The sequence below is a fragment of the Clostridium sartagoforme AAU1 genome (assembly GCF_000401215.1).
Taxonomy (GTDB): domain Bacteria; phylum Bacillota; class Clostridia; order Clostridiales; family Clostridiaceae; genus Clostridium; species Clostridium sartagoforme.
This window is the reverse complement of the sequence record NZ_ASRV01000150.1, coordinates 17,608-44,084: the sequence shown is the minus strand read 5'-3', so window position 1 is coordinate 44,084 and position 26,477 is coordinate 17,608. Positions and strand designations below refer to the sequence as shown.

Annotated in this window: 29 protein-coding genes, 1 tRNA gene and 1 other RNA gene; 27 read left to right on the top strand and 4 right to left on the bottom strand. The window is 28.7% G+C overall.

Going from position 1 to position 26,477, the window contains the following annotated elements; translation table 11 throughout:
- Positions 1-200 precede the first annotated feature (200 nt).
- From A500_RS11960 to A500_RS11945, 4 genes are read left to right on the top strand one after another with little or no spacing between them, the layout of a single operon-like run.
- Positions 201-500 (top strand): MerR family transcriptional regulator, encoded by a 300-nt coding sequence (locus A500_RS11960; protein WP_157453659.1) that lies wholly within the window; start codon positions 201-203, stop codon positions 498-500.
- Entirely contained in the window at positions 484-1,587 is a 1,104-nt protein-coding gene (locus A500_RS11955) for a DNA cytosine methyltransferase (RefSeq protein WP_016207850.1), read from the top strand. Before A500_RS11960 ends, A500_RS11955 begins: the two co-directional genes overlap by 17 nt.
- Positions 1,588-1,628: 41 nt before the next feature.
- Positions 1,629-2,399 (top strand): PmeII family type II restriction endonuclease, encoded by a 771-nt coding sequence (locus A500_RS11950; RefSeq protein WP_016207849.1) that lies wholly within the window; start codon positions 1,629-1,631, stop codon positions 2,397-2,399.
- Positions 2,400-2,433: 34 nt separating this feature from the next.
- A complete protein-coding gene (locus A500_RS11945) occupies positions 2,434-4,113 on the top strand; it encodes an ATP-dependent nuclease (protein ID WP_016207848.1) in 1,680 nt (559 codons plus the stop codon).
- A gap of 309 nt (positions 4,114-4,422) precedes the next feature.
- Here the strand turns inward: A500_RS11945 and A500_RS11940 are convergent, their stop codons facing one another.
- Together A500_RS11940 and A500_RS11935 are read right to left on the bottom strand one after the other, a co-directional pair.
- The gene (locus A500_RS11940; RefSeq protein ID WP_016207847.1) at positions 4,423-4,758 is read right to left on the bottom strand and encodes a FimB/Mfa2 family fimbrial subunit; all 336 of its coding nucleotides are present in this window, start codon (positions 4,756-4,758) and stop codon (positions 4,423-4,425) included.
- An 83-nt stretch (positions 4,759-4,841) separates the two neighbouring features.
- On the bottom strand, positions 4,842-5,174 hold the full coding sequence (locus A500_RS11935; protein WP_016207846.1) for a hypothetical protein: 333 nt from the start codon (positions 5,172-5,174) through the stop codon (positions 4,842-4,844).
- Between the two features lie 333 nt (positions 5,175-5,507).
- On the opposite strand from A500_RS11935, the gene A500_RS11930 reads away from it, so the two are divergent.
- The 5 genes from A500_RS11930 (at position 5,508) to ffs (ending at position 8,972) form a co-directional block, all read left to right on the top strand.
- Positions 5,508-6,749: an HlyC/CorC family transporter gene (locus A500_RS11930; protein ID WP_040436817.1), complete on the top strand. Its 1,242-nt coding sequence runs from the start codon at positions 5,508-5,510 to the stop codon at positions 6,747-6,749.
- Positions 6,750-7,109: 360 nt separating this feature from the next.
- Positions 7,110-7,553: a nucleoside deaminase gene (locus A500_RS11925; RefSeq protein ID WP_016207844.1), complete on the top strand. Its 444-nt coding sequence runs from the start codon at positions 7,110-7,112 to the stop codon at positions 7,551-7,553.
- 111 nt (positions 7,554-7,664) lie between these two features.
- Positions 7,665-8,405: a prolipoprotein diacylglyceryl transferase gene (gene lgt, locus A500_RS11920; protein WP_016207843.1), complete on the top strand. Its 741-nt coding sequence runs from the start codon at positions 7,665-7,667 to the stop codon at positions 8,403-8,405.
- 212 nt (positions 8,406-8,617) lie between these two features.
- Positions 8,618-8,707 (top strand) — tRNA-Ser (locus A500_RS11915).
- A 3-nt stretch (positions 8,708-8,710) separates the two neighbouring features.
- An RNA gene (gene ffs / locus A500_RS20035) (signal recognition particle sRNA large type) lies at positions 8,711-8,972 on the top strand.
- 224 nt (positions 8,973-9,196) lie between these two features.
- Here the strand turns inward: ffs and A500_RS11910 are convergent.
- Entirely contained in the window at positions 9,197-9,679 is a 483-nt protein-coding gene (locus A500_RS11910; RefSeq protein ID WP_016207842.1) for a dihydrofolate reductase, read from the bottom strand.
- 4 nt (positions 9,680-9,683) lie between these two features.
- Positions 9,684-10,526 carry a thymidylate synthase gene (locus A500_RS11905; RefSeq protein ID WP_016207841.1) on the bottom strand — a complete coding sequence of 281 codons (843 nt, stop codon included), beginning with the start codon at positions 10,524-10,526 and terminating at the stop codon, positions 9,684-9,686.
- 257 nt (positions 10,527-10,783) lie between these two features.
- On the opposite strand from A500_RS11905, the gene A500_RS21750 reads away from it, so the two are divergent.
- The 18 genes from A500_RS21750 (at position 10,784) to A500_RS11820 (ending at position 26,431) form a co-directional block, all read left to right on the top strand.
- A complete protein-coding gene (locus A500_RS21750) occupies positions 10,784-10,915 on the top strand; it encodes a hypothetical protein (protein ID WP_278245126.1) in 132 nt (43 codons plus the stop codon).
- A gap of 90 nt (positions 10,916-11,005) precedes the next feature.
- Complete coding sequence (locus A500_RS11900; protein WP_016207840.1) at positions 11,006-12,172, top strand: MFS transporter; 1,167 nt, start codon at positions 11,006-11,008, stop codon at positions 12,170-12,172.
- A 228-nt stretch (positions 12,173-12,400) separates the two neighbouring features.
- Entirely contained in the window at positions 12,401-13,087 is a 687-nt protein-coding gene (locus A500_RS11895; protein ID WP_016207839.1) for an N-acetylmannosamine-6-phosphate 2-epimerase, read from the top strand.
- Positions 13,088-13,094: 7 nt separating this feature from the next.
- Positions 13,095-14,378 (top strand): PTS sugar transporter subunit IIC, encoded by a 1,284-nt coding sequence (locus A500_RS11890; RefSeq protein ID WP_016207838.1) that lies wholly within the window; start codon positions 13,095-13,097, stop codon positions 14,376-14,378.
- A complete protein-coding gene (locus tag A500_RS11885) occupies positions 14,371-15,135 on the top strand; it encodes an HAD-IIB family hydrolase (protein ID WP_016207837.1) in 765 nt (254 codons plus the stop codon). The genes A500_RS11890 and A500_RS11885 overlap by 8 nt, the downstream gene beginning before the upstream one ends.
- Entirely contained in the window at positions 15,125-15,433 is a 309-nt protein-coding gene (locus A500_RS11880) for a PTS sugar transporter subunit IIA (protein ID WP_016207836.1), read from the top strand. The genes A500_RS11885 and A500_RS11880 overlap by 11 nt, the downstream gene beginning before the upstream one ends.
- 1 nt (position 15,434) lies before the next feature.
- On the top strand, positions 15,435-15,734 hold the full coding sequence (locus tag A500_RS11875) for a PTS sugar transporter subunit IIB (RefSeq protein WP_016207835.1): 300 nt from the start codon (positions 15,435-15,437) through the stop codon (positions 15,732-15,734).
- Positions 15,731-17,260: a DUF4127 family protein gene (locus tag A500_RS11870; protein WP_198010583.1), complete on the top strand. Its 1,530-nt coding sequence runs from the start codon at positions 15,731-15,733 to the stop codon at positions 17,258-17,260. The genes A500_RS11875 and A500_RS11870 overlap by 4 nt, the downstream gene beginning before the upstream one ends.
- Before the next feature lie 103 nt (positions 17,261-17,363).
- Positions 17,364-18,197 carry a MurR/RpiR family transcriptional regulator gene (locus A500_RS11865; RefSeq protein WP_016207833.1) on the top strand — a complete coding sequence of 278 codons (834 nt, stop codon included), beginning with the start codon at positions 17,364-17,366 and terminating at the stop codon, positions 18,195-18,197.
- Positions 18,198-18,279: 82 nt separating this feature from the next.
- On the top strand, positions 18,280-19,896 hold the full coding sequence (gene dnaX, locus A500_RS11860; RefSeq protein ID WP_016207832.1) for a DNA polymerase III subunit gamma/tau: 1,617 nt from the start codon (positions 18,280-18,282) through the stop codon (positions 19,894-19,896).
- Positions 19,897-20,471: 575 nt separating this feature from the next.
- A complete protein-coding gene (locus A500_RS11855) occupies positions 20,472-20,816 on the top strand; it encodes a YbaB/EbfC family nucleoid-associated protein (RefSeq protein WP_016207831.1) in 345 nt (114 codons plus the stop codon).
- A gap of 161 nt (positions 20,817-20,977) precedes the next feature.
- A complete protein-coding gene (gene recR / locus A500_RS11850) occupies positions 20,978-21,574 on the top strand; it encodes a recombination mediator RecR (protein ID WP_016207830.1) in 597 nt (198 codons plus the stop codon).
- Positions 21,575-21,598: 24 nt separating this feature from the next.
- Positions 21,599-23,134 (top strand): cardiolipin synthase, encoded by a 1,536-nt coding sequence (gene cls, locus A500_RS11845; protein ID WP_016207829.1) that lies wholly within the window; start codon positions 21,599-21,601, stop codon positions 23,132-23,134.
- Between the two features lie 77 nt (positions 23,135-23,211).
- Positions 23,212-23,469 (top strand): DUF2508 family protein, encoded by a 258-nt coding sequence (locus tag A500_RS11840; protein ID WP_016207828.1) that lies wholly within the window; start codon positions 23,212-23,214, stop codon positions 23,467-23,469.
- Between the two features lie 44 nt (positions 23,470-23,513).
- Positions 23,514-23,762, top strand: a complete 249-nt coding sequence (locus A500_RS11835) for a pro-sigmaK processing inhibitor BofA family protein (protein WP_016207827.1) — start codon at positions 23,514-23,516, stop codon at positions 23,760-23,762.
- 663 nt (positions 23,763-24,425) lie between these two features.
- Positions 24,426-24,593, top strand: coding sequence for a hypothetical protein (locus A500_RS20780; protein ID WP_016207826.1), 168 nt, complete (start codon positions 24,426-24,428; stop codon positions 24,591-24,593).
- A gap of 22 nt (positions 24,594-24,615) precedes the next feature.
- Positions 24,616-25,044, top strand: a complete 429-nt coding sequence (gene mscL / locus A500_RS11825; protein WP_016207825.1) for a large-conductance mechanosensitive channel protein MscL — start codon at positions 24,616-24,618, stop codon at positions 25,042-25,044.
- Between the two features lie 310 nt (positions 25,045-25,354).
- Complete coding sequence (locus A500_RS11820; RefSeq protein ID WP_016207824.1) at positions 25,355-26,431, top strand: pyridoxal-phosphate-dependent aminotransferase family protein; 1,077 nt, start codon at positions 25,355-25,357, stop codon at positions 26,429-26,431.
- Positions 26,432-26,477: the final 46 nt, after the last annotated feature.

Genomic DNA, 26,477 nt, shown 5'->3' with positions numbered 1-26,477 from the left:
TATTTGTGAAAATAAAGCTTAATTTAGTTGGGAGGAGTTTTATAGTTTTGATAGATAAAAATTAATATTTAGAAAGGTGATTAGGATGGGGATACATTCGTAATCACCTTTTTATTTTAACTTGCTATATATTAGTAGAATATATAAAATAGTAAAAGTAGTAAAAATAAATAAATTGATATAAATAAAAAAATAATAAGATGAATAAAAACAGAAAAAAGAGGAAAAATAGAGAAAAGATAGAATTGGTTATATGTAAAATGGTTAAGTTTGGAGTGGGGATAATGAAATATAATACTAAATATATAATTGATAATTTTAAAATTAGTAAGCCAACTATAAATTCTTGGATAAGACAAGGGATTATCGATGAGCCAGAAAGAGATTGGAGAGGTTGGCGAATATGGAAAGAAGATAATATTAATCAAATTGATGAAGTTATTAAAGAAAAACAAAGTAAGTACAATTTAGGAGGAACAATAGATGAAACAGCCAAATGAATTAACATTAATTTCTGTATTTTCTGGTGCGATGGGACTTGATATAGGATTAGAAAGAGCAGGATTTAATACTAGGGTAGCAATTGAGATAGATAAGGTAGCTTGTAGAACTATAAGAAGAAATAAACCTAATTTACCAGTAATAGAAGGAGATATAAATAACTATAGTTATGAAGAAATTTTAAATACAGCAAATTTAGAGAGAGGCGAAGTTACATTATTAGCAGGTGGAAGTCCTTGCCAAAGTTTTAGTACTGCAGGAAAGAGAAGAGCATTAGAGGATGATAGAGGTAAATTATTGTTAAAGTTTATAGAATTAGTTGAGGAAATTCAACCAGAATATTTTATCTTGGAAAATGTAAAAGGAATTTTAAATGCACCAATAAAGAATAGACCATTGACAGAAAGAGGAAAAGGCTTTCCCCCATTATCAGAGGAAGAGGAGAAGGGGAGCGTATTAAGATATATATTAGAAAGACTAAATAGTACAGGATATACGGTAAATTATAAATTATTAAATTCTGCTGATTATGGAGTTCCACAGACTAGAGAAAGAGTAATATTTATTGGAAGTAGGAATGGAAGAACAATTCAATTACCAGTAGCAACACATTCTAAAGATGGAGTTGATGGAAAGTTAAGATGGAAAACTTTTTCTGATGTTATAGATGAAATGGTTGGTACACAGTGTAATTTTAAGCCGTATAGTGAGGAAAGATTAAATTATATGGAATTAATACCAAGAGGAGGAGGGAACTGGAGAGACCTACCAGAAGAAATTGTTAGGGAGGCTATGGGAAATGCTTTTGAATCAGGTGGAGGGAAGGTTGGATTTTATAGAAGAATAGCACTAAATAAACCAGCTCCGACATTATTAACTAGTCCTATTCATAAGTCTACAAATATTGGGCATCCATTAGAAGATAGACCACTATCTGTAGAAGAATATAAGGCAATACAACAGTTTCCAAATGAATGGATAATAGAAGGGACATTAACAGATCAATATAGACAAATAGGAAATGCAGTCCCAGTAGGATTGGCATATAATATAGGTATAAGTATTGTAAATGATATTAATAACTAATTAACATTAGGATGGAGAATAGAAAAAAGTGAGGTAAAAACATGGAGAATAAGTATTTTAGCATTGTAAATAGTGCATTAAGTGATTTTTATAAAAGGAGAATAGATATTGTATCTAGAGTAGATATATTTAAAACAATAAAGCATAAAAATCCATACTTATATAGAGCATTTGGAACTAATGATGCACATGATTTTGTAGAAAACATATTATTAGATTGTCAAACATCATCTGATGAAACTATTTTTGGTGATTTTTTTGAAGAGGTAGCAATTGGGGTTGCAAAAGAAAATAATATTGCAAGAAAATCATCAGCAGATAGCATAGACTTAGAATTATGGTCAGAAGATGATAGACAGGTAAAATTATATGCAGTAAAATCTGGAACTAAGGTATTTAATGCCCAAAGTAGAGAACGCCAAAGACAAGCATTTACAGAGGCACAAAGAAGATTAAAAGGAATAGCCGTAACACCTATAGTTGGATATAGCTATGGTAGAAAAAAAACTAGTGATAGTAATAAGGATAATTTTAGCGAAGAAGCTGGACAAGTGTTCTGGACTAATTTAAGTGGAAATAAAGACTTCTATATGGAGTTAATAGAATTGATAGGACAAGCTGCTGAACAGCATAAGTTAGAGTTTAAAAGTGAATGGGATAAGTGTATAAATAGGCAATTTAGAAAGTTTATTGAAGTTTTTGGAGAGGATGATGGTAGTATAGATTGGAGAAATATAGTTAAATATTCATCTTCTGAAATAGTTGATAAGGATTTAGAGAAAAAAATAAGGGGGATTAAGAAAAAAAATTAAAGGAATCAAAAGGATTTATGAGGGGGAGAACGTAGTGAAGCTATTAAAACTAACTGTAAAAAACTTTAGGGGATTAAAAGGTGATAAAAATATTATTAATTTTGATGATTCAGATATAATTTTTTTGATAGGTCAAAATGATGTAGGAAAATCGACTTTTTTAAGGGCATATGAATTTTTTGTAAATTCAAAGCAACAGGCTGCTAAGTCAGATTTCTATAATTATGATAGTTCAACACCTATTGAAATAATTGGGGAGTTTGAAAAAGAAGAAAGTGATAATGATAATAAAGATTTTTCTAAAAATGAGCCAGATTGGATTGATAAATGGGTAGATAAAGAAAATAGAATAAAAATTAAGAAAATCTGGAATGAAGTTGACAAAACATTTAAGAAGTATACTTTTAACCCAAGTGGGGAAATAAATGATTATGTCCTAAATGGATTTGGAGGTATAGATACTCTATTTACAAAGTATGCACCAACACCTATTTTTATAAATGCACTAGAAACAACAGAATCCTTTGAAAAAAAAGTCAATGAAATTATAGATAAGGAATATTTAAAGAAAATTGAAACTAATTTTGGTGTAGAATATAAAGAGGCTGTTACTAAAATAAGCGAATTACAGCAAAAGATTACTAATGCAGAAGATATATTAAAGTATAATGAAAGAATTAGCAAAAGATTTAATAATGTATTTCCAAATTTAAATTTAAAGATATCACAAAAGAATGAGGACGGGATAGAATTAATAAAAGCTTTTAAAACAAATCATTCAGTTGATGTTATAAGAGATGGTACAGATAGAAAAGAAAATATTAATCAGCATGGACATGGAATAATAAGGCAAGCGTTATTTAATTTTATTACTTTTTTAAAGAATGATTCAAATAATAATAGGAAAGAGTTTTTAATATTATTTGAAGAGCCAGAATTGTTTATGCATCCCAAAGCATCAAGAGCATTAAGGAAAGAGTTATATGATGTAGTTACTAATAGTCCATTTCAAATATTATGTGCTACACATTCACCAATAATGATTGATATATCTAAACCACATTCTTCTTTAGTAAGAATAGTAAAAGATGTCGATGAGAATATAATTACATATCAAGTAGGACATAATATTTTTCAGTCAGAAGAAAATAAAGATTTTGTTCAAATGGTAAATAGATTTAATCCGTATATATGCGAGGCTTTTTATTGTGATGAAGTTATCCTTGTAGAGGGGGATACTGAGGCAATAGTATTTAGAGGATTATTGGAAAAGTATTATCCAGATAAAGATTTTTATGTTCTTAATACAGGTTCAAAAAATAATTTAATATTTTATATGAAGATATTAACACATTTTAATATAAAATATCATGTTATTCATGATATAGATACGGAATTTAATTCAAATGGGAATCATAATTCTGCATGGACCTTAAATGAAAAAATATTAGAACAAGTAATATTATCTAACACAGCAGTTGGTTATAGAATATCTACAAGACATACTCACAATACTAACTTTGAAACGTCACATCCTCAATACAAATTAGATAAAGCCAAAGGAAAGCCTTTGTGCGCATATGAATTTTTTAAGACATTAGATTTAGATTCAAATGCTAGATGTATAGAAATATTAAAATTAATAGTAGAAAATAAAGATGAATATCAATATGATGATGTAGAAAAATTAACAGCAAAAGATTTAGCTAATTAAATACAAAATATAAGGGACACAAAGGGGACTATTATTCAATATTTATCAAAATAATACTTGTTATAATTAAATAGTTTATTTATAATAAACACAGATAATACAAAGGGTTTCATATATATTATATATATAAACCAACATATAAAAATGTATAAGAAAATTCCTGTTGGGGATACCACAAAGCATTCAATCCTTGTAATATAAAGGATTGAATGCTTTTGTTTTTTATATAAAATTTAAAGATTAATTTAGCAGTGATTAAAATATACTATATTAAATAACTTTCAATGATACCAATAATAACTTTAGTATTCATGACTGTTTAGGTGTAATAGTTAATTCTCCATTTCCAATCACTACTAATGAGTATTCGGGTTTTAGTGGAAGTGTGGTATCTATATCTAGTGTGTTTTTAGGCAGACTTACGTTTTGAAGTAAAAGATAATTTTCATCAAAAATTAACACCCTGATATCATTAGTTTTTGAAGAATTTCTAATTGAATAAGTGTTATTTTTCGAGATATTGAAATCGGATAAGCTATAAATGCCCTGTTTATAGGTTTTAGGATTAGTTAGTGCAGGTATTAAACCAATTATATTAAATGATAAATATATAGAGAATAAAATTGTAAGAATAGACTTCTTCATAATGATTATCAATCCTTTCTCTGTACTTAAGACACAAAACTTTATGAAGTTTATTTTTAAGTTTTTTTAAAACAAAATAACTATTAAGCGTTAATAGGTGTTAAATATAGCTCTCCTTTACCAATTAGTAATATGGTATAGTCAGGATCGATGGGGACTGTATCAACTTTCGGTGAATTAGGTGGTAATCTTAATAATTCTACTACACCTAGGTTTTCGTCAAAAACAAATAAATACATATGTTCAGTTCTAGAAACATTTTGAATAGTGAAAGTACTAGTTTTTGATGTATTAAAATCAGATAAAGTATAAATACCTTGTGCATATATATTACTCTGAGAAAAAGCGCACTTTAACCCAATTGTATTAAAAATCAAATAAAAGGATATTAAAAATGCTGAAAGAAATCTTTTCATTTTTTCACCACCTTTCCACTTTATTCTGTGTAATAAAAATGATAGTATTCAGTATATGCTTAGTTTTTTAAGTAAAATTTAGTAATGTAGATAATTTACAAGGTTATACACAGGATATACATGAAAATGAAGCTAAGTTGTGGATAAAATATTATTAGCTGTGAATTAAAAGATAGATTTTTTATATAAATAAAAAATTTTAATTATATAAGTTATATATGGCAAATATCATATAGTATAGAATATTTATTGGAAGTTATATTAAAATAAATTATGGATTTTAATATATGATATAATAAAATAAAAATATTTAATTTAGGAGTGTGAATTAATTTGGAGAGTTATACGTGGCAGATAGTATTATTAGTAATATTATTGTTGATGTCAGGATTTTTCTCTATGTCAGAAACTGCCTTAATGGCACTAAGTAAAATTAGAATAAGACATATGGTAGAAGAAGGAGTTAAAGGAGCAAAGCTAGTTGAAAAGCTTGCAGAAGATCCAAGTAGGTTATTAGGAGCAATATTAATAGGAAATAATGTAGTCAACATAGGTGCCTCTGCATTAGCAACATCAGTTGCTGTTAAGGCTTTTGGAGAAGGTTCAGTTGGTGTTGTGACTATTGTAATGACTATATTAGTTCTTATATTTGGTGAAATAACTCCAAAATCTATAGCTAAACAAAACTCAGAAAGTGTAGCGTTGAAGGTAAGTAAACCTATAAATGTAATAGTGAAATTATTTAGACCTTTTGTAGTTGTATTTTCAGCTATATCGGGGTTATTTATAAAAATCTTAGGTGGAGATCCAAAAGCTAATGAACCATTTATAACTGAAGAAGAATTAAAGACAATGGTAGGAGTTAGTGAAGAGGAAGGTGTGCTTGAGGATGTAGAAAAAGAAATGATATTTAATGTCTTTGAATTTGCAGATTCTCAAGTTAAAGATGTTATGGTTCAAAGAGTTGATGTAGTAGCAGTAGATATTAATTCTACTTATGATGAAGTCATAAATGTTATTAAAACTGAGCAATTCTCAAGAATACCAGTTTATAATCAAAATATAGATGATGTTATAGGAGTACTAAATGTTAAAGATTTAATAATAGCAGCTCAAAGTAAAGAAAATTTTAAGGTTTCAGATTACATGAGAGAACCTTATTATACTTTTGAATTCAAAAAAATTACAGAGTTGTTTAATGAAATGAAAAAGAATAGAAATCATATGGCAGTTGTACTAGATGAATATGGTGGAAATGTTGGTATAGTCACTATAGAAGACTTAATTGAAGAAGTTGTAGGAGAAATCGAAGATGAATATGATGACGAAAATAGCGATATAGTTGTAGTTAAGGAAGATGAATATATAGTTGATGGAAGTGCTAGACTAGATCATATAGGAGATTTGATAGGTGTTGCTATGGAATCTGAAGAGTTTGATTCTGTAGGTGGATTGGTAATAGGAGAATTAGGAAGGTTTCCTGAACAATTAGAAGAAGTTAAACTTAATAATATTAGATTTGTGGTTGAAGAAGTGGATAAAAATAGAATTAAAAAGGTTAGAATATTTACTTAATCAGTTCACAGTGCACAATTCACGGTTCACAGTTTATGGGATAAGGGAATCTGGAACAGGTAACAAGTAACAGGTTAGATATAAATTGTGAAGCAATTTATAGGTGAAAAGTTAAGAGTGAAAAAGTGAAAGAGTTGGGGATGTTTTACTACGTAAAGCTTAAGTTTAGTTGGTGTAGGAATGAATACTTAGTGAAGTTGAGTGTAACGATAACTGAACTTAGTATGAAGCCCTATCTACTGAAGCTTGCTTGAAGTAGATGAAAATATCCTTTTTAAAATCCTCTAAGGATTTTTTACCATAATTTTTTCATTCCTTCATTCTTTCATTTTTTCATTATCTTTTATTGGGAGAAAATATATGGATTACATGGATATTGCAATAGAAGAAGCAAAAACTGCATATTATAAGGGAGAAGTACCTGTTGGAGTAGTTATAGTTAAGAATGGTGAAGTTATAGCAAGGCAACATAATTTGAAGGAAAGTTTAAGTTTGCCAACAGCTCATGCAGAAATATTAGCAATAGAAGAGGCCTGTAAAAAGTTAAATAATTGGCGATTATCAGGCTGTGATATGTATGTAACTTTAGAACCTTGCCCTATGTGTATATCAGCAATAGCACAAAGTAGAATATCAAGAGTATTTATAGGGACTTTTAACAAGGATATGGGGGCTTGCGGATCTGTAATAAATTTAATTGATTATGATATTTTTAATTGGTATGTAGATATAAAGTGGTGTTATAGTCAAGAATGTAGTGATTTATTAACTTCATTTTTTACGAAAAAAAGAAATAAATCTTAAGTTTTATATTTTATAAATTTATAATTTATTTATATTTTATTTATATTTAATTGGTATAATTACCTATGAAGTAATATAATTAAAATAATTACTATTAGAGGAGGAAAGAGGATGAATCCAGTAGCTTTTGAATTATTTGGTTTAGAAATAAGATGGTATGGAATAATAATATCACTTGGAGTATTAGGAGCAATGCTGTTAATATACATTCTATCTAAGAAAAAAGAACTAAATTATGATATTATAATAGATGCATTTTTAGTTACATTTCCAATATCAATAATTGGAGCGAGATTATACTATGTAGCGTTTGAATATCAAAATTATCACTCATTTATGGATGTGATTAATGTAAGAAATGGTGGAATGGCCATACATGGAGGGGTTATAGCTGCTTTATTATCAGGATATATATTCGCAAGATATAAAAAGATAAACTTTTTAAGATATGTAGATGTTATAATGCCTGGAGTTATATTGGCACAAGCAATAGGCAGATGGGGAAATTTCATGAATCAAGAAGCCCATGGAGGTCCTGTATCAAAAGAATTTATAAGCAAGTTTCCAGAGTTTATTCAAAATGGAATGTTGATAAAGGGAACTTATTATCATCCAACATTTTTATATGAATCAATATGGAATACACTAGTTTGTTTAATATTAGTATATGTACTTCTTAAAAAGAAGGAAGGAAAAGATGGAATCATACTTGGAGGGTATATGATTTTATATTCAATAGGTAGATTTTTTATCGAAGGACTAAGAACTGATAGCTTAATGTTCATGGGATTAAGAACAGCTCAAATAGTAAGTTTATTAGGAGTATTGTTAGGAATAATTTTAATTTTTTAGTAAGTAATAAGAAAAAGTCTATATAATATTTAATCTGTATATAATCAAAGGATAGGTAACTTTACTTATCTTTTGGTTTATTATTATATAAGTATAAATTTAAAAAATTAATAAATAATAATCAATAGAAATATGGTAAAGTTTTAAATGTTGCAATATGAATTAGTATATGATAATATATAGCAGTAGTTAAAATTAAATAACTATATTATGGAGAGATGTCCGAGTGGTTGAAGGAGCACGCCTGGAAAGCGTGTATAGGGGAAACTCTATCAGGGGTTCAAATCCCCTTCTCTCCGCCATAGCCGTGCTAGATGGGGAGTCAGCGGTGCCCTGTAACCCGCAATCCGCTATAGCGGGGTTGAATTCCTAGCCTAGGCTTTAACTTGTAGGGTCTGCCTATGCAAGTGGTGTTGATGGTAAGGTCCCATACGACGTAAGTGCGTGAACCTCGTCAGGTCCGGAAGGAAGCAGCGATAAGCGATTACTGCGTGTGATATGGATAAATCTTGCCAGAGCTAACTACATAGTAACGCCTATAAGTTACTGTCAAAGCTAGGTGCACGGTTTTAATTTTAGGCCTTTCTAACCAAGAGAAGGGTTTTTTTAATGTAATGAACAAAAATAAATGTTTTATAAATATATAATATTTATTTAGTAAAGGTTACTCTTCAATAGGATTAACATACAATAGGACAAAGAAAGCGAGGGAATTCCTTATGGAATGCCCTCGTTTTCTTTTTATTAATATATAGAAATTAAATTCTATGAATATTAAGTTTAAAAATATATTAAGATTTTTTGGTATAGATAGTAAATACATGAGGATATTTATGATTTATATTTTCCTTATGGCAAATACTTTGTGATATTTCCCAATCTTCCGTAATTCCTGGGAAATATGTGTCAGCTTCGAATTCAGCAAAAATATGAGTTATATAAAGCTTATCTGCATATGAAAGCATTTGATCATAAATGCTAGCACCACCACATATAAAAGTTTCATCTTCCGTATTTAATAATTTTAATAAGTCTTCTATAGAATTAACTACTAAAGCACCTTCTAATTTTATATCTTTAGTAGTAAGAACAATATTTCTTCTATTAGGTAATGGCCTTTTAGGTAATGACATATATGTGTTATATCCCATTACAATTGTATGACCATCAGTTACTTTTTTAAAGTACCTTAAGTCTTCAGAAATATGAGCAAGTAACTTATTTTTATTTCCAATTCCATTATTTTTATCCATTGCAACTATTAAGCTTATCATAATATTATATCCCCAATTCAAATTTTAGTTGTGGTTTAACAGGTTCGTAATCGACTATTTCAAAATCATTAATAGTAAAATCGTAGAAATTTGTCTTACCTTCTTTAAGTATTAATTGAGGGTGTTTGTTACTAGGAGTTCTTTCTATTAATTCTTTTGCTTGTTCTACATGTCTATCATAAATATGTAAGTTATCTACAACGTGCATAAATACACCAGGCTTTAATCCAACATGTCTTGCTACCATCATCATTAAGGCAACATATTGGATCTTATTTATATGTCCTGCTGTACAATAATCAGAACTTCTTTGGTGAAGTGTTACATCAAGATATTCATCTCTAACAGACCAAACAGTAAGAAAAGCACAAGGATTTAAGCCAGGAGTTTCTTCGAAATCTGCATACTGATATAAATCTATAATATGTCTTCTAGTATAAGGTTCATTTTTTAATCCATCTAGTAATCTAGTCATTAAATCATATTTCTTTACAGTAGCACCATATCTTTGACCGATTGTTCCTGTATCATTAACTTCCCAGTCTCTCCACCAATTAATACCCATTTCCTCTAATACTGAAAGTTCATTAGATGCCTTCTGATATATCCATAAAATTTCTTTAATGCCTGACTTCCATGCTACAGGTCTTAAGGTGGTAATAGGAAAATCTCCCTTAGAAATATCATATTTTTCAACAACTTGATTTATATATATTGTATGTGCAGGGGTACCATCTTTATACTTTGGTCTTACCTTGTGACCTTCAGTGCTTACTCCATTTGCAAGAATATCATTTAATGTCTCTTTAAATAAATTATCTGCCTTTGATATAAAATTTGTAGTCATGTACTCACCTCTAAATTATATTTTAATTTCACCTTCTAATGTGAATAATTTTATTACATTATAGCATAAGTTGAAATTAACATCATCTTAAAAAGTATTGAACTATAAAGCAATCTATTTTAAGTTAAGGAATCAATATATTTTAAATTATTTTAAATCGCTTGTTGATTATGAAGAATAAAAGTAACTTGATATATAGAGATATATGATATATTATTAATATATTATATTTAAAGTAAGAAGGGAGGAATAGATCCATGAAGTTTTCTACAAAGGGAATAAAATTTGAGATATTATCTAGTAGTTCAATTTCAAAAACAGCAGTATTTTTTGAAAATTGGATTACTATGCCCTTTTTTAGTAGGGAATTACAAGGAACTATTCTATAACTTGTAATATATATAGTAACTCCAATCAGGCCCATTTTTTTATAGGGTCTTTTATTATGCATAAAAATATAAGATTTGGAGTTGATTTAAATGAATAGATTAAGTGTAAATATTAAAAATGATTATATATATAAGTTTTTTTCAGCCTTTGATATAACATCTGCAATATGGGTATTATACTTAGGATTTAAAGGTATGACCTTAGCTCAAATAGGGTTGCTTGAAGGGATATTTCATATAACTGGATTTCTTTCGGAAATACCAACAGGGGCTTTAGCTGATTTATTTGGGAGAAAGAAGATAATTATAATAGGGAGGATAACCTCATTAATTTCTGCAATTATTATGTTATTTTCTAATTCTTTTATGGGATTCGCAATAGGATTTATATTATCAGCTTGGGGATATAACTTAAATTCAGGGTCAGAAGAAGCATTAATTTATGATACTCTTAAAAAGCTAGATAGAGAAGAAGAATTCTTAAAGGTTAATGGAAAAATAAACTTAATAATAGAGGTATCACAAGGGTTGGCAGTATTTATAGGAGGAATTCTTTCACAAATAGATTTTTCTATTAGCTATATTACAGCAGTTGTTATAGGATCAATATCATTAGTTCTTTCTACTAGGTTTATTGAAGTAGATGTTATAAGAAAAGAAAATCAAAGTATTAATATTATTAATCATTTAAGGCAATCTATAGATATAGTTAAAAATAATAAAAGGCTTCTTAATATATTAATATTTTTTCCATTGATATATACTTTTTCAGCAATCATTTATTTTTATGGGCAACAATTATTTAATGATATGGAATATTCAAGGATTAGTATTTCTATAATATTTTTATTTAATGGAATATTTTCATCTTTAGGAGCTATTTTAAGCAGTAAAATATATAAGAAATATAAATCTTTAGGATGGATAATGATTTCAATTAGTATAAGTGTATTTACAATTTTTATGGGAATTGGCAAAGGGAATTTATCTATAGTATTTTTCTTAGGAATAGGATTTTTAACATCAATACTTCAACCGATAAGTAGTAATTTGATAAATTCTATGGTGGAATCAAATCAAAGGGCAACAATTATTTCGGTTGAAAGTATGTTTTATTCTATAATGATGATAATTTTATTTCCTATATGTGGGTTCATAGGAGATAGAGTTTATTTAGAGTTATCATTTATAATGGTTGGTATTGTAGGAGTATTAATTTGTATTACTGAGATAATTATAATTAAAAAGACCATATAAATTAGAAATAAGGATATTCTATTATATAAAAATGGAATATCCTTATTTGTTTTTTCTGAATTTAATTTCACTATATTTTTATTTTATATATAAAGTATGGAGCTTTTTTAACTTTGTTAGAAAGTAGTTTCTAAATGAATGATATCAATTGAAAATAAATACAGGACAACTTAAAATGAATTCAAGAAAAAGTACTTTTTTATTATGTAAAATAATAGGGGGAATAATATGAAAAATATTAATAAAGGGCTAATAGTATCTTGCCAAGCATTAGAAGATGAACCACTTCATTCATCTTTTATTATGGGGAGAATGGCTAAAGCAGCAGTACAAGGAGGAGCGGTAGGGATTAGAGCTAATTCTAATCAGGATATATTAGAAATAAAAAGAAATGTTGATGTTCCAATTATAGGAATAGTTAAAAGGGATTATGAAAATAGTGATATTTATATTACTCCAACAATGACAGAAATAGATGAGCTTATTGAAGTAGGAGTAGATATTATAGCTTTGGACGCAACAGACCGATTAAGACCTGGTAATATTACTTTGAAAGAATTCATTGATAAAATTAGAGAAAAATATGGCAATGTATTACTTATGGCAGATTGTTCTACTTATGATGAAGCTATTTACGCTGATAAAATAGGTTTTGATTTTATAGGAACTACATTAGTAGGATACACAGTTCAAAGTAAAGGTATTCATATAGATACAAATGACTTTGAACTTATAAGAAATATTATTAATTCAGTTTCGAAGCCGGTTATTGCAGAAGGAAATATAGATACACCTGAAAAGGCTAAACGCGTACTTGAACTTGGATGCTATAGTGTGGTAGTTGGATCTATTATAACTCGTCCGAAAGTTATAACTGAGAAATTTATTAATGAGATAAAAAAGATAGGAGAGTAGAAATATTATGAATAAATTTATGAATAAAATTGAAGAGATCTTTCTTCCTATAGCAAATAAACTTGCTTCTAATAAGTATTTATCTGCAATAAGAGATGGTTTTGTGGCAATACTTCCTATTATGATTGCAGGATCTTTCTTTATACTTATAAATAACGTATTTATTGGAGAAAATGGTTTTACAAATAAACTTTTTGGAATGCCATTTACTAAACTTACAGAGCTAGGAGCTTCTATAGTTCCTGCAACTATGTCTATAATGGCAATACTTTTAACATTTACAACTTCTAAATCCTTAGCAGAACATTATAAATCCGAGACTTCAATTACACCATCTATAGCAGTTGTAGTACTTTTCATATTAATGCCAATAAATTTTGATGGAAATTTAGGAATAGAATATATAAACACTTATTATACTGGAGCTGCTGCCATGTTTATGGCTTTTATTTCTGCAATAGCAACTGTAGAAATTATAAGAGGGTTATCAAATATTGATGCCTTGATTATAAAAATGCCAGATAGTGTACCACCATCAATTTCAAGATCTTTTAATAAATTAATACCTGTTATTATAACTTTACTAATATTTGGAACCTTAAAGATGTTTACAAATTACTTTGAACTTCCTTTAAATGATCTTATATTTAAGTCTATACAAACACCTTTCACAAATGTTGTTAATTCTACATTTGGTTTAGGAGTAATTTATTTGCTTTATATGTTGCTTTGGGGATTAGGAATACATTCCGCCTTTATTTTTAATCCTATTTTAGAGCCAATATATCTTGTTTCATTAACACAGAATGCTGAGGCAGCATCGGCTGGACAAGCGTTACAAGCAATTATGACTAAGCCTTTCTTAGATTCAGTTGCATTTATGGGGGGCGCAGGAAATATGATTGCTCTTATTATTGCAATTTTTATAGTATCTCGTAGGGAAGATTATAGAAAAATTGCTAAGATAGGGTTTATACCAGCATTATTTAATATTTCAGAACCGATAATGTTTGGACTTCCAGTTGTGATGAACCCAATATTAATAATTCCAATGATCTTATCTACTTTTGTAGGACTTGCAATAGGAACCTTGACAACATCATTAGGAGTAATGGCTCATACTTATATATTGGTTCCATGGACGACACCACCAGTTTTAAGTGCTTTCTTTGCTACAGGTGGACATATAGTATCAGCATTAATAGCTGTAATCATTTTAATAATATCAGTATTAATATATATGCCTTTCGTGGCAATAACAAACAAGCAAAGGATGATAGATAATGACTAAAGTTTTAGCACTAGATTTAGATGGCACATTAATCAATGAAATGAATGAGATAATAGGAGGACAAGAAACTCTTAACCTACTTAAAGTTTTACAAGATGATGGTTACGAGGTAGTGGTGGTAACTGGAAGATTGGATCACGATATAATTCATATAGCTCAAAAATATGATTTAAATATAAAATATAGAATTTCTCAAAATGGTGCTGTGCTACAGGATGACAATAGTATTAAAGGAAGAATATTAAATAAGAAAACAGCTCTTAAGATATATGAATATATAAAGGAAAGAAATCTTAGAGTGGAACTAAATACTATAAGTAATAGATACTGGCATAATGAAAGAGGTGCTGATTTTCCAAGAGAATTCTATAATTCATCTAATATATTAGATGACTTTACAGAGGTTATTTACTATCAGCCAGTAATAATATTTCTTATGATTGGGGATAGCAATGAAATAAATAATGTTAGAAGATATATTGAAGAAAATTTTGATGATGTTGATGCAATTAAAACTTCAGATAAGACATTAGAAATAATTCCCAAGGGTGTTTCTAAGGGAAAGGCACTTAAAGAAATATATCCAAATGCAGAAATAATATCTATAGGAGATTCTGAAAGTGATTGTTCTATGTTCAAACACTCAAAGACATCATATTTTATAGGTAAACATAATCTTGGAAATGCAGATTTTTATATGCCTTCTATAAAAGAAGTTTTAAAAAATATAGTTAAGGAGAATATTTATGGAGAATAATGAGCTTAGTGCATTTGAAATAATATCTAATGTAGGAGCAGCAAAGTCACAGTATATGGAGATAATAAATAAATGTGAAAACAAAGATTTCGACCTTTTAGAGGAAATGTTTGAGGAAGCTGATAATTATTTGGTACAAGGACATAAAAAGCATATGGAACTTGTGCAAATGGAGGCTTCAGGAGATCCACTTAATATATCTCTATTGCTTATACACGCAGAAGATCAGCTTATGAATGCAGAACTGGTTAAGATATTAGCACAAAAATTTATGCATTTATATAAGGAGGCTTTATAATATGATGAACATTTTATTAGTTTGTAATGCAGGAATGTCTACATCAATTCTTGTAGAAAAAATGAAAAAGGTTGCATTAGAAAGAAATATGGAAGCAAGAATATGGGCATTATCTAGCACTGAAGCAAAGAATACTAAGGAAGATGTTGATGTAGTACTTGTAGCACCACAGTTAAAATTTGCAGTAAAAGACATACAAAATAGTTTTGATGGGAAGCCACTAGGAGTAATTGATATGAGGATATATGGAACAATAGATGGAGCGAAGGCCTTAGATCAGGCAATAAATTTAATAAAATGATGAATATACTATTTATTCCATTAGATGAGAGACCTTGTAATAGTGATTTTCCTAAACTTATTACATCGGCTAAGAAAGATATTAAACTTATATCTCCTGATAAATATATATTAGGAGACAAGAAAACCCCAGGACAAGTATCAAAACTTTGGGACTTTGTATTTGAAAATGCAAAAGAATGTAGTTATGCAGTGCTTTCAATTGATATGCTTATTTATGGAGGACTTATTCCTTCAAGATTACATCATTTAACTAAGGATGAAGCTGAAGGATATATTAAAAATTTAAGAAGAATAAAAGAAATTAATCCTAATATAAAAGTTTATGCATTTAATTGTATTATGAGATCTCCTCAATATAATTCTTCTGAAGAAGAGCCGGATTATTATGCTGATTATGGATACAATCTCTTTAGAAGTAAGTATCTTATAGATAAAAGATTAAGGGCTGGAATTAACAAAATAGAGGAAGAGGAGTTAGAGTCAATAAAGATTCCTAAAGAGATTGTATTAGATTATGAGAGTAGAAGAGAATTCAATGAATATATAAATATTGAAGTAGCAAAGCTTCTAGAAGATGGAACTTTGGATTTTTTAGTTATTCCACAAGATGATTCGTCAGAATATGGATATACGGCTATTTCACAAAAAATAGTTTTAGATTTTATAAAAAATAAAAACCTTGAATTTAAATCTTATATATATCCTGGAGCAGACGAGGTAGGAAGTTCTTTACTAGCAAGATGCTTAAATGACTTTTTAGGTAGGACTGTTAAGATATATGCATTTTATTCTTCTACGTTTGGCCCTAATATAATTCCTTTATATGAAGATAGACCTATGAATGAGAGTCTTAAGTATCATGTAAGAGTTTGTGGTGGGGAACTAATTGACAATTCTAGTGAGGCTGACTTGATATTAGCTATAAATTCCCCAGGAAAATATATGCAGGAAGCCTCAGATCAGATTTTAGATATTGATCTTACTTATACATCATATAGAAATCTTTTAGACTTTGTATATAAAATTGAAAGTTATATAAAAAGTGGTAAAATGGTAATATTGAGTGATTCAGCTTTTGCTAATGGTGGAGATTTAACTTTAATAAATTATTTAGATAGGCGTAGAGTTTTATCTAAATTAACAGCATATGCAGGATGGAATACTAATTGTAATACCTTGGGAACTGCTTTGTCTTCAGGGATATATAGCTTAAGCTCAAATAAGGGAAGTCAAATAAAGCATCTTATATATCGTATAGTTGAAGATGTTCTTTACCAATCCAAGGTAAGGCAAGAAGTTATAAAAGAGTATCTTCCTAATAATGATATAAGTTATTACAACTTCAAGGATAAGCAGATGTATGTAGAAAATACTATAAGGGACTTACTTTTAAAAGAATATAATAAGCTTAATATATCAAAAGTTTGTAAACTTAATATTAATAGTATAACAACGCCATGGAAGAGAATGTTTGAAATAGGTATGGATATTGATGTAAACTTTAACGATTATAACAATTTATAAAATAAATTTTAAATAAGATAATCTATTTGGTATTATGATATTAAGTAATTCCAAATAGATTTCTTTATTTATAAAAAACTTTATAAACGGGGGTTAAGTAGAAATGCCAAGTAAAGATAAAAGTATAATACCGTTAATGGAAACCTTATATAGTAACTTTACAAATACTGAAACTACAATTGCAGATTTTTTTATACATAATAATAAAAAACAAGACTTTTCGGCAGAAAGTATTTCCAGAAAGTTATTTGTGTCAAAGGCATCCCTATCAAGATTTGCTCAGAAGTGTGGATTTAAAGGATATAGAGAATTTGTTTATAGATATGAACAGACATTCAATGAGGAAATACAAAACGTAGGGAAGCTAAAAAAGAATGTTTTAAGTACTTATCAAAAACTTTTAGATAAAAGTTATACTCTTACAGATGAAGCTCAGCTTAAAAGAATTTCCGAAATGCTTCTAAAATATAAAAAGGTGTATGTATATGGAATTGGAAGTTCTGGAATTGTAGCTATGGAGTTTAAAATAAGGTTTATGAGATTAGGATTAAATGTGGAATCTGTAGTAGATGCACATATAATGCAAATGAATTCAGTTCTAATAGATGAAGATACTCTGGTAATTGGATTTACTGTAAGTGGTAAGACTAAGATAGTATTAAACTCATTAAAGGAAGCTAAATTAAGAAAAGCAAAAACAATTATAATAACTTCCAATAATGACTTTTCTCTTCATGATTTCTGTGATGAAATAGTTTTAATTGCTGTAACTAAAAATTTAGCTATAGGAAATGTAATATCTCCGCAATTCCCTATGCTAGTAGTGGTGGATATACTGTATTCGCATTTTCTAAACAGCAATTATAATGAAAAAGCGTCTTTTCTTAATGACACATTATCGAACATCGAATTTGAACTAGAATCAGAACTTGAATAATTTTTAATTTATTCATTATTCATTATTATTGTTCTTTAGTCTATAATATAAATAAAGAAACTAACATAAGGAAGGGTAATTCATGGGATATACAGCTTTATATAGAGAATGGAGACCACAAAACTTTTATGATATTGTTGGTCAAGAACATATAACTACAACAGTTAAAAATCAAATATTAAACAATAGAATTGCTCATGCATATCTTTTTTGTGGAACAAGGGGAACAGGAAAAACAACAACAGCTAAGGTATTTGCTAAAGCTTTAAATTGTTTAGACTTAAAAGATGGAGAGCCTTGTAATGAATGTGATATGTGCAGGAAAATAAATGAAGGTTTAGCAATTGATGTTACTGAATTAGATGCAGCTTCAAATAATGGTATTGATAAAATTAGGGATATTATAGATGATGTAAAGTATCCACCACAAGAAGCAAGACATAAAGTTTATATAATGGATGAAGTTCATATGTTATCTATTGGTGCAGTAAATGCTTTTTTAAAGACTTTAGAAGAGCCGCCGAGTAATGTAGTATTTATTTTAGCCACCACAGATCCGCAAAAACTTCCAATAACTATATTATCTAGATGCCAAAGATTTGATTTTAAAAGAATAAATAATAATGAAATTACAGAGCGACTTAAAAAAATTGTTAATGAACAAAATGCGCTTGCAGACGATAAAAGTTTAAACTTAATTGCAAGAGTATCAGATGGAGCAATGAGAGATGCACTTAGTATTTTAGATCAAGCAATATCTATGGGAAATGGAGCAGTACAATATGATGTTCTTGTAAGTATGCTTGGACTTGTAACTAATGATAGTTTATTTAATTTAACCAATTCTGTAACTCAAAGAAATATAGAAAAGTCAATAAGTATAATAGATGAAGTAGTTTATGCAGGAAAGGATATTTATTTATTTATAAAAGACTTAATAGCACATTACAGAAATATTTTAATGGCTAAGGTTACTAATAACCCAGAAGAAGTATTAGATATGTCAGAAGAAAATATATTACTAATAAAAGAGCAAGCTAGTAAAATTAGAGCAGAAGAAGTAATGAGATATATAAGAATTCTTCAAGAAACAGAATCTAATGCTAAAATAAGTAAACAAGCAAGATTATATTTGGAGTTAGCGATAATTAAAATGTGTAAAATTGAGTATGACACATCAAATGAAGTTATATTAACTAGAATAAATAAATTAGAAGAAGGATTGAAAAATGGAAGCCTTAAGGTAGTAAGTAATACTACTGATAAAGTAAATAGTAAAGAGGAAGTAACAAAAAGGCAGCCAGTTAGAGAAACCAAAAGAATAACAACCAGTAATGTTGTAGCAAATGAAAATTCAAAAGTAACATTAAATGATATACAAAGGTCATGGAAAGATATCTTAGAAAGGTTTAAGGCTAGAAGAGCAATGATAGTATATGCATCTATTCTTACTGGAAAACCTGTAGAATGTAAAAATGGAATTCTAACTATAGAGTATGAGGATCAATATAAATTCAATAAAGATAGATTGGAAAAGCCTGAGTACAAATCTGTAATACAAGAAGTATTAGCAGAAATATTTAGAGAAGATATAAAAGTTATGTTTGAAGTAGAAGAAAGTTCAAGTGATGAGAAATCAACAGCAGATATGCTTTTAGAAACTTTAGGGTCTGATATAGTAGATATTTTAGATGAATAATAGTTTTAAATTGCGAATATAAAGGCTACGATAAATAGATATATTTCATAAGCTAAATAGCTACGCAAAGAAGTACTAGGCTCGGAGAACTACTATGCCAAGAGTTTTGGTTAAACTCGCTGCGCTCAGACGAACCAACAACACTAAGGCAAAGTAGTTCTTCCTTCACCAAGTACTTCTAATTTCTCGCTATATCTTATTTCACCGTCTATTCACCTTGGCCAACTTATATTAAGAATTTAAATTAATAATGAATTAAGTTATTGGTAAAAAATAATTGATGAGGGACATTAAAAACTTAGTTAGGTGTAGCAGACTATAATTGAGCTTGTTCCCTGGTACCTGTTCCCTGTTACCTATAAAATCAAAACAACTGTAAACTGTGCCTTGTGAACTGAAAAATGCTTCGCATTTTAAAACTATTGAATAAAAAGAATAAATAGAAATAATAATAACAATGAAAACTAATATAAATAATGGGCTAAATATAGAAAAGTAAAGTAAAATACTATATAATAGTTAATAGGTTTTTATAAAAGATAAAAAGATAGAAGAGATAAAAAGGAGGATTTTTTATGGCAAAGGGAGGATTTCCAGGCGGATTTGGCGGAGGAAATATGAACAACCTAATGAAGCAAGCACAAAAACTTCAAAGGGATATGGAGCAAATGCAAAAAGACCTTGAAACTAAGGAATTTGAAGTTTCAGTTGGTGGTGGAGCTGTAATTGTAAAAGCAAATGGTAAGAAAGAAGTAGTTTCAATTAATATAAAACCAGAAGTAGTTGATGCAGATGATGTTGAAATGCTAGAAGACTTAATTTTAAGTGCAGTAAATGAAGCGCTAAGAAAAGCGGAAGAAGAAAGTGCAAATAAAATGGGGAAATTAACTGGTGGAATGAACATACCAGGACTGTTTTAGCAATTAACGATTAATGGTTAAAGTTTTACAATTATTTGTAGTCATTAATAATGGATAATTAATAAGGAAAAGTTAACAATTAATTTATAAATAAAGTTATAAGGGAAAGGGCGAAGTTGTTTCGCCTTTTTATATATTCAAATAATGGGAAGGATGATTTTATGGATTTTTATCCTGTTGCAATAGAAAAGTTAATTGAAGAGTTTGCTAAGTTACCTAGTATTGGACAAAAAACAGCTCAAAGATTAGCATTATATGTTTTAAATCTTCCAGAAGATGAAGTAAGAGAATTTTCAGAAGCCTTAGTAAAGGCTAGAGGAACCATAAGATATTGTTCAATATGTGGTAACTTTACAGATAAAGATCCTTGTGCAATATGTTCAAATCCGAATAGAGAAAAAGATATAATTTGTGTCGTAGAGCAACCTAAAGATATCATGACAATGGAAAAGGTTAAAGAGTACAATGGATCATATCATGTATTACACGGAAATCTATCCCCTATGCAAGGAAGGGGACCACAGGATATAAGAATAAGAGAGCTAGTTGCAAGAATGAGTGCAGATATTAAAGAAGTTATAATAGCTACAAATCCTAATATTGAAGGAGAAGCTACAGCTATGTATATATCAAGAATATTGAAGCCTTTAGATATAAAAGTAACTAGAATCGCATCAGGAATACCTGTAGGTGGAGATTTAGAATATGCAGATGAGGTAACATTATCAAAAGCTCTGGAGGGAAGAAAAGAAATATAGAAAATATAATTGAAAGGTGACTGTATGAGTAACTTATTGAAATTTTTATTTAGTAGAATGATTATTGTCGGGGTACTTATTCTACTACAACTAGGAATACTTACTTTTGCTATATGGAAAGTTACTGAGGAGTTTGTTTATTTATATGCAGCTTTTTCGGTAGTAAGTATAATAGCAGCTGTATATATTTTTAGTACCAAAGATAATCCATCTTATAAGCTTGCTTGGATTGTACCTGTTTTGTTAGTTCCTGTATTTGGAGGATTGTTCTATTTATTATTTGGTTTGAAAAAGACTACTAAGAAATTTAGATCTAGAATGTTAAATATACATAATGAAACATCCTCATTATTAATGCAGGATAAACATATCTTAAATGAAATTCAAAAAGAAGATAAATCTATAGCAAATCAAATAAGATATTTAAATGAATATGCAGCAAGTCCGATATATAAAAATACAATTACCAAATACTTATCACCTGGAGAAGAGTTTTTCGAAGAACTTAAAAAGGAATTAAAGAAGGCTCAAAAATATATATTTTTAGAATATTTTATAATTCAAGAAGGACTAATGTGGGATAGTATATTAGAAATATTAGAAGAAAAAATAAAAGAAGGTGTAGAGGTAAGATTAATATATGATGATATGGGATGTCTTAGAACGCTTCCATATAAATATAATGAAAAATTAAAGAAAAAGGGAATCAGGTGTTTAGTTTTTAATCCATTTGTACCATTTCTATCAATAATAATGAACAATAGAGATCATAGAAAAATTGCAGTAATAGATGGTCATACGGCTTTTACAGGCGGAATAAATTTAGCTGACGAATATATAAATGAAATAAATAGATTTGGTCATTGGAAAGATTCTGCACTTATGATAAAAGGAGAAGCAGTTTGGAATTTAACTATGATGTTTCTTCAGTCATGGCAATTTAATTGTGGAGAAAAAGATGATTATGAAAAATATAAACCCTATGTAAATTATAAAGAAGTATTTGAAACTGATGGATATGTTCAGCCTTATGGAGATAGCCCTCTAGATGATGAGACTGTAGGGGAAAATGTATATTTGAATATAATAAATAAGGCAAAGGATTATGTATATATAACAACTCCTTATTTGATAGTTGATAATGAATTAGTGACAGCATTAACATTAGCGGCTAAAAATGGAGTAGAAGTTATAATAATTACACCACACAAGGAAGACAAGTGGTATGTCCATATGGTTACAAGGGCTTACTATGCTCAACTTATAGAGGCTGGTGTAAAAATATATGAGTACACACCAGGATTTATACATTCAAAAACCTTCGTATCTGATGATGAAATTGGAGTCATAGGAACTATCAACATGGACTATAGAAGCCTTTATTTACATTTTGAGTGTGGGGTATTACTTTACAAAACAAAATCACTTGTAGAAATTAAAGAAGATTTTATAAAAACATTAGAATCTTGTAGGTTAATAACAATAGAAGATTGTCACCAAGTAAAGTGGTCTAATAAATTTATAACAGCTTTACTAAGAGTATTTGCCCCTCTTATGTAATAAAAAAGTTATTCTCTTGAATATTATTGTTAAATTATGGGAATTAATTTAATATAGAATATTTGGGAGGGGTCAAAGTGAATAAGAAAGCAATTTTAAATTTATTAATGCAAAATGTAGAAAAAAATAAGTTAGAATATAGTGAGGAAGATTTAGAATTATTAAGTGCTATTAAAGAAACTGTAATAGAGATGGAAGTAGCAAGGTCATTATTTAATTCTGTAAGTGATCCTCAACTAATTGAACTAGCAATTCACGCCGAAGATGTAGCAAAGACTAGATATAATTATCTGATAACTATGGCAAAACAAAGAGAGTTAAGAAAAATAGATTAATATTATTATTAAATAATGCATAATATTAAATGGAGGGGATTTATATGGATTTAAATATGATATTATATGGATTAATAGGATTAGTGTTATTGTATTTATTAATAAAATTTTTAAAATGGCCGTTAAAAATTTTACTAAACGGAATTATAGGTATAGTTTTATTATACTTTACTAATATTTTAGGCTCTTATTTTGGTTTTTCAATAGGGATAAATGCTGTAACAGCATTAATTGCAGGATTCTTAGGGATACCTGGAGTTATATTCCTTGTAATATTTCAACTATTTCTATAAAATAAAAAGAGATTCAGGATTGCTTGAATCTCTTTTATTTTAATGAGAGAGGGAACAATAGAGTTCCCAAAAGTTTATATAGATGGGAGTTAAAAGTTTTTCAGTCTACTAATGAGTGAAAAGCCTCTTATGAGATTAGTATATGGTGATAATAAAAATAGGTTACTAATACTTTGTTATAAAATGCGAATATAAAGGCTACGATAAATAGATATGTTTCATAAGCTAAATAGCTACGCAAAGAAGTACTAGGCTCGGAGAACTACTATGCCAAGAGTTTTGGTTAAACTCGCTGCGCTCAGACGAACCAACAACACTAAGGCAAAGTAGTTCTTCCTTCATCAAGTACTTCTAATTTCTCGCTATATGCTTATTTCACCGTCTATTTACCTTCGCCAACTTATATTAAGAATTTAAATTAATAATGAATTAAGTTATTGGTAAAAAATAATTAATGAGGGACATTAAAAACTTAGTTAGGTGTAGCAGACTATAATTGAGCTTGTTCCCTGATACCTGTTCCCTGTTACCTATAAAATCAAAACAACTGTAAACTGTGCCTTGTGAACTGTGAACTGAAAAATGCTTCGCATTTTATTACAACTGTTAACTAAAGTAAGGCTGTAATAGAATAAAAGTATAATAAGATTGGGGGGTGTATCTATGCCAGTAGGAAATGGAGTAAATTGTAAGTATTGTCCTGAGTATAAAAAAGGATGTAGTGGTAATGATAAAACATGTCTATGTTATAAGTGCCCAAGACATTTAGGACAATGTATATGTGTAAAATATTGTAGAGAAACAGAGTCTATATTAACTTTTGAAAAGTAAGTGATTTAAAGGAGGAAATTAAATGAAAGAAAAAGGGAAAAAATTCATAAGTGAATTTAAAGATTTTGCAATGAAAGGAAATGTACTAGATTTAGCAGTTGGAGTTATTATAGGGGGAGCTTTTAATAAAATAGTTTCATCATTAGTTAAAGACATAATAATGCCTCCAATCGGACTTTTAACAGGAGGAGTTAACTTTCAAGATCTTACATATACTTTAAAAGAGGCAGTACCAGGTGTCAGTGATGCTATAGTAATATCATACGGATTATTTATACAAAATGTAGTTGACTTTATAATAATTGCTCTATCTGTATTTATATTTATTAAGATTATAAATAAATTAAATAAAAAGAAACAAGAAGAATCAAAACCACAGGAAGATAAAAAGACAAGGGAAGAAGAGCTATTAACAGAAATAAGAGATATTTTAAAAAATAATAAACAATAGAAAAATAGTTAATAATTAATGATTAACAATTACTGAACTTAGTATTAAAGTCCATCTACTGAAGATTGCCTGAAGTTGATGGACTTTAATTATTTCACTTGAGTTTTACGGAGTAAAGTATCTTCAGCTATCAATTAAAATAAGTTGTTCTGCAATTTATTAAACTAGTGTTCAAATTAATGATAATTACATAATATGATAAAAAGTTAGTAAATTATTAACAAAGTAGTTGTTAATAATTCGAAAAAGTAGTAAAATTATCAATAATAAAATTAAGCAATAAATAAAAATATAATGGGGGAGAGTCATAATGCATAAAAAGCTATTTATTCCTGGGCCAGTAGAAGTTAAGCCAGATGTTTTAGAACAAATGGCAAGACCTATGATTGGTCATAGAAGCAAAGAAGCTTCTGAGCTTCAAAGAAGAATAAGCAATAATTTAAGAAAGGTTTTTTTCACAGAAAGTGAAATATTACTTTCAACTACATCAGGTAGTGGACTTATGGAAGGAGCTATAAGATGCTGTACAGCAAAGAAAGCAGCTGTATTTTCCGTTGGGGCATTCGGAAAGAGATGGTATGAAATGGCGACTTCGAATAATGTTTCTGCAGACTTGTTTGAAGTAGAAATGGGAAAAGCTGTTACGCCTGAAATGGTTGATAAGGTATTAAAAACTGGTAATTATGATTTGGTAGCAGTAACTCATAATGAAACATCTACAGGAGTTATGAATCCAATAGATAAAATAGGAGAAGTCATAAAGAAATATTCTGATATTATTTTTATAGTAGATACAGTAAGTTCAGCAGCAGGAACAAAGATAGAAGTCGATAAATGTGGAATAGATATTTGTATAACTTCAACTCAAAAGGCAATAGGGCTGCCTCCTGGAATGGCAATATGCACTTTTTCAAATAAGGCAAAAGAAAGAGCAGAGAAAGTTCCTAACAGAGGTTTTTATTTGGACTTGTTATCACTATATAAGTATATACAAAAGAAGGATTATCAATATCCATCAACACCTTCTATATCACATATGTATGCTCTAGATTATCAACTAGACTATATATTAAATAAGGAGGGCTTAGAAAATAGATTTGCAAGACATTTAGAAATGGCAAAAGTAGTTAGGGAATGGGCGAAAAAGTATTTTGAATTATTTCCAGATGAGAATTATTTATCTAATACTTTAACAACTGTTAAAAATAACAGAGAAATAGATGTTTCATTTTTAAATAAAGAATTAGCAAAGAGAGGCTTCCAAATATCTAATGGATATGGAAGTTTAAAAGATAAAACTTTTAGAATTGCTCATATGGCAGATTGCAAAATGGAAGAAATACAAGAGCTATTAATTAATATAAATGATATTTTAGGATTAGAATAATTTAGATAAGTATATTTAAGTAATAAGCAATAAATGTGGCTAGAAA